At 37.8% G+C, this 3,872-nt stretch carries 3 protein-coding genes and 2 pseudogenes; 2 read left to right on the forward strand and 3 right to left on the reverse strand.

Translation table 11 applies throughout. From position 1 onward, the window contains the following. Window positions 1-77: 77 nt before the first annotated feature. Window positions 78-1,040 (reverse strand): alkaline phosphatase family protein, encoded by a 963-nt coding sequence (locus tag WIW89_RS04170; protein WP_337719847.1) that lies wholly within the window; start codon window positions 1,038-1,040, stop codon window positions 78-80. Window positions 1,041-1,351: 311 nt separating this feature from the next. On the opposite strand from WIW89_RS04170, the pseudogene WIW89_RS04175 reads away from it, so the two are divergent. Together WIW89_RS04175 and WIW89_RS04180 are read left to right on the forward strand one after the other, a co-directional pair. Continuing rightward, a pseudogene (locus WIW89_RS04175) lies at window positions 1,352-2,060 on the forward strand (IS1/IS1595 family N-terminal zinc-binding domain-containing protein). Window positions 2,061-2,207: 147 nt separating this feature from the next. Next, entirely contained in the window at window positions 2,208-3,242 is a 1,035-nt protein-coding gene (locus tag WIW89_RS04180) for an AAA family ATPase (RefSeq protein ID WP_337719848.1), read from the forward strand. Window positions 3,243-3,452: 210 nt separating this feature from the next. On the opposite strand, the gene WIW89_RS04185 is transcribed toward WIW89_RS04180, so the two are convergent. Both WIW89_RS04185 and WIW89_RS04190 read right to left on the reverse strand, forming a co-directional pair. Continuing rightward, the gene (locus WIW89_RS04185) at window positions 3,453-3,623 is read right to left on the reverse strand and encodes a hypothetical protein (protein ID WP_337719849.1); all 171 of its coding nucleotides are present in this window, start codon (window positions 3,621-3,623) and stop codon (window positions 3,453-3,455) included. A 46-nt stretch (window positions 3,624-3,669) separates the two neighbouring features. Next, window positions 3,670-3,872 (reverse strand): annotated as a pseudogene (locus tag WIW89_RS04190) (nucleotidyltransferase domain-containing protein); the annotation flags it as partial.

Here is a 3,872-nt window from a genome sequence, read left to right on the forward strand (position 1 = left end):
TTCATATGAAAAATAATAATAAACATATTTATAATTTTTAGGTATAAAATATATATACAAATAAATTTACTATATAGCTATTCATAAACGTACAGAGGGATTTCCATCTCGTCTTTCGTTAAGCCACCATGGCTTCCCTTATATGTGTGTTCCATATCGTCCTCCCAGTAGACCACGTTAATACCTTCATCTGGTATTAGTAAGAAGTCTGGAACATTTGTAGTTCCTCCTATAAGTCTTTCTATTTCCTCCCTCTCGTATAACGTACCGTATTTTTTGAGGACTGATAATGGCCTTTTTCCCTTAAACATTAGACTTCTCGCGTCTCCATATGGAGGGAACTCCATTTCCTTCATGAACTCTATATCTTCCCTTAAGTTAACGCTCTTGTTTATAGTTGTGTGCCCATGATCAGATGTAATCAACAAAGTATATTTATCCTTGAACCTGGTGGCCAACAAGTCTAATGACTTCATCACATCTTTTGCAGTAGCAGTTGTAGCTTCATGATATGGGCCGTATTGATGAGATACTGCATCTACGTAAGGTATGTAAAAGAAGATAAACTTTGACGGTTTGTTCTCAAGTAATTCCTTGAATTTATACAATCCATCCCAGTAAGTATAGTACGGAACTACTTGGAGTTTATTCATCAGACTCTTGGTAGCTACTTCAGGCATAAGGAAGACAGAATCCGTATTTGTAAAGAATGTGTCCAATTCAATACTTTGCTCTCTGAGGGTTTTTATAAGGTTAACAATCCTCCCTTCCTCTCTATTATATATTCTCCAGCTTAAAATACCATGTTCTCCAGGCCTCTTAGCTGTTAGTAAAGTGGCAAATACAGTTACAGTTATAGAAGGGAATATAGACTGTATTTTTATGGGCTCAACGCTAGTTTCTATTCCTCGGGATATATTCCACCCTAAGCCGTCTACTAGAACGAAAGCTAATTTATCCTTGTGTATTATCCCACCAACATCTCTTTTATCTTCTTTTAGTACAGATCTTACTTCTCTCGATAAATCATACAAGTTCATGGATTATTTTACTAAACTAGGGTTTTAAGTGTGTAATTAAATCGCATAAATATACCCATATAAACTACATAGTATAAAGGAGTGGTATTTATCCTTGTGCATTTAGGGAGCTTATCATTAAGTTTTAATTAGTAAGTGTAGAAATTATTTCTTAATAACTCCCCTGAAGTATTGTGATTGTGCATTATGTTGATATCAGTAAAGTTTCCTCTTGTCAAGTTAATTTTTCTTCTACAATCTTTTTATCGTAACTCTGAGAGTGTGGAGGTAGTGTCGTTGTTAAGTTATTTATATTTGTATAATGAGTATCACTGACGGGTAGGAAGCCTGTATTTAGGCAAGACGTTTCTTTTCCCTCTTGTGGTAGTCATCATGTTGTTAAGTGTGGTAGGCCTTTGGGTAGGTAGAAGTTTTTGTGTGGGGATTGTGGTAAGTACTTCTTGGGTGATGCTAGTTATCATTCTAGGAAGTTGAGGGAGGAGGCTTTGAAAATACTAATGGTATGAGTATGAGAGCCATTTCTAGCCTTAACGTACCTCTTGGTACTGTTTTCACAGCGTTATGGTAGGAAAAAGTATGAGAAGTTGGTTGAGTTGTGGGGTAGGGCTGAGGATTCAGTTAAGGGTAAGGTTTTCGCTAAGGTTGTTGATGAGATGTGGACTTACTTGTACAAGAATGCTAGGGCTTTTTACAAGTGGGTTTTCACTTGTTACGTGTACACTAAGCTGGGAGTTTACCTCATTTTGGGTAGGGATGAGAGTACTTTCCTTGAGGTCAGAAAGTATTTGCCTGAAGAGGGTAGATGGGTGAATGATTATTATAACTTGTACTTCTGGTTGAAAGACCACACGGTTGTCTAGCTAGTTAACCCTAATGAGTCCTTTCATTCCTCATTGAGGGATAGGCTAATTAGATTCGAGAGAGCAACGGAGGCAGTAAATAGGAGCATTCGTAGCATGATGTACTCCTCAGCCCTAGTCTTGTCGAAAAGACGGTTAAATCCCAGAATTTGTAGCTTAACGACGACACTATCCCAACACTCAGGAAAGATAATAGAAATTTTTTAACCTTACTTAATGTTGAATACTCTTATTAACTGGGGGGATATCCAGTAACTGGGGGGATACCCTGTTATTCGACCCAAAACCTAAAGAAGACCCGAAGGATTTGTTTGATAGAGAGGCTGAACTCGAGAAGGTTAAAAACGGGCTTAACTATCCAATCACTCTGATCTTAGGAATTAGGAGGAGTGGGAAGTCGTCAATAGTTAAAGTTTTAATGAAGGAAGAGGATGCAATATGGATTTATATAGATTTGAGGAAATATGAGGGGAAGCCTTATTTGAACTATAAAGACTTAGTGCAAGAGCTCGAGAGGGTTCTAAATTCGTTCCCGGAAAGACTGAAAAACTTGTTTAAAGGGGTTAAAGGTGTTAGTATTTCTGGTATAGAACTAAGGCTCGGTTGGAGTAAAGAAAATAAGGTTGATATGAGTAACTTGTTTGAGAGGTTGTCAGAGATAAGTGAAAAAGAGGGTAAGAGGGTGGTTATAGTATTTGATGAGTCGCAAGAGTTGAGGAAGTTACGTGGTTATAATTTGCTCTATCCTCTTGCTTACGCTTATGATAATTTAAAATTACGTTTTATATTTACGGGGAGTGAAATAGGTATGGTATATAAGTTTTTAAAACTGGGCGATGCTAAGTCACCCTTATATGGTAGAGCTATGACAGAAGTTTACGTAAACCCATTTAATAAAGACCTTGCCATAGAGTTTCTAAGGAGGGGATTTAAGGAGGCTAATGCAAAGGTAAGTGAGGAAGAGCTAGAAGAAGCTTATAATAATTTAGGAGGTATTCCAGGTTGGCTCACTTATTACGGGTTTTACTATTTGCAGTTTAAGGATCATAAAAGTGCTTTAGAGAAGACTATTTCGGCTGCAGTAGAGTTAATCAAGGAGGAATTTAATAACTTCCTCTCTAATAGGAAGGAGGCAAGGGAAAGATATTATACGATAATGCAGGTTTGTAAGAGGGGTTGTAGATGGAGTGATGTTAAAAGAGCTATTGAGGCTAAGGAGGGAATTAGCGTTGATGATAAAGAGGTAACTAATTTAATAAAAAATCTGGTCGATTCTTCATTTTTAATAAAAGAAGGTGAAATATATAGACCGGCTGATGTCCTAATGACAAACGCTTTTTAGTAACAGCCTTATGGATTAATTTAAAGATTACTTCCTTCTTTCAAATCATATAACGAATATATGTACCCTAGTTGTAAATGTAATTTAAACGCTTAACTACATCCTCTCATGCCCTCTCTCAAGGATAGCAATCTTTCCAGCTCAACCTCCGTTTGTCCCTACGCTATCATTTTAATCATTTTATGTTCATTCATGATCGAGTGTAGGGACTTAGCCCTTAACCACAGGTGGGTCATGGGACTCCTTTGAGCCCAATGGCACGGGGCTCACATCTCCGTAATCTCTCCCACCCTTTTGGGCATAGCCCACATCGCAACGTGAAAAAGGATTCAGCCCATCAAAGAAGTCCTCCCTTAGGTGATGCGCAAAAGCTTCTATCACCGAAAGTCCTATCTCCTCTCACTCTCGAATACTTTTAAGGACTATCTCACTCCATCACACATTTCCTCATAGTCCTACCTACTGTAAATTTACCGTAAGGTAATATTAGTATGGCGTTGTAAGGTTTGACTTCCTCACAATACTTCTCCAGTAATTCCTTGACCCCCATTCTGTCATAAGCTATGCAATACGCAATACTAACACCCATCATTACTGTGCCTAAAGTTAAGTTCTCCTTGAACTCCTCTT

It is taken from the genome of Stygiolobus sp. CP850M, from assembly GCF_037389425.1.
Lineage (GTDB): Archaea > Thermoproteota > Thermoprotei_A > Sulfolobales > Sulfolobaceae > Stygiolobus.

Bases quoted from the DNA above. Each gene is read 5' to 3' on its own strand.
- WIW89_RS04170 (WP_337719847.1), bottom strand. From the start codon at position 1,040: ATGAACTTGTATGATTTATCGAGAGAAGTAAGATCTGTACTAAAAGAA.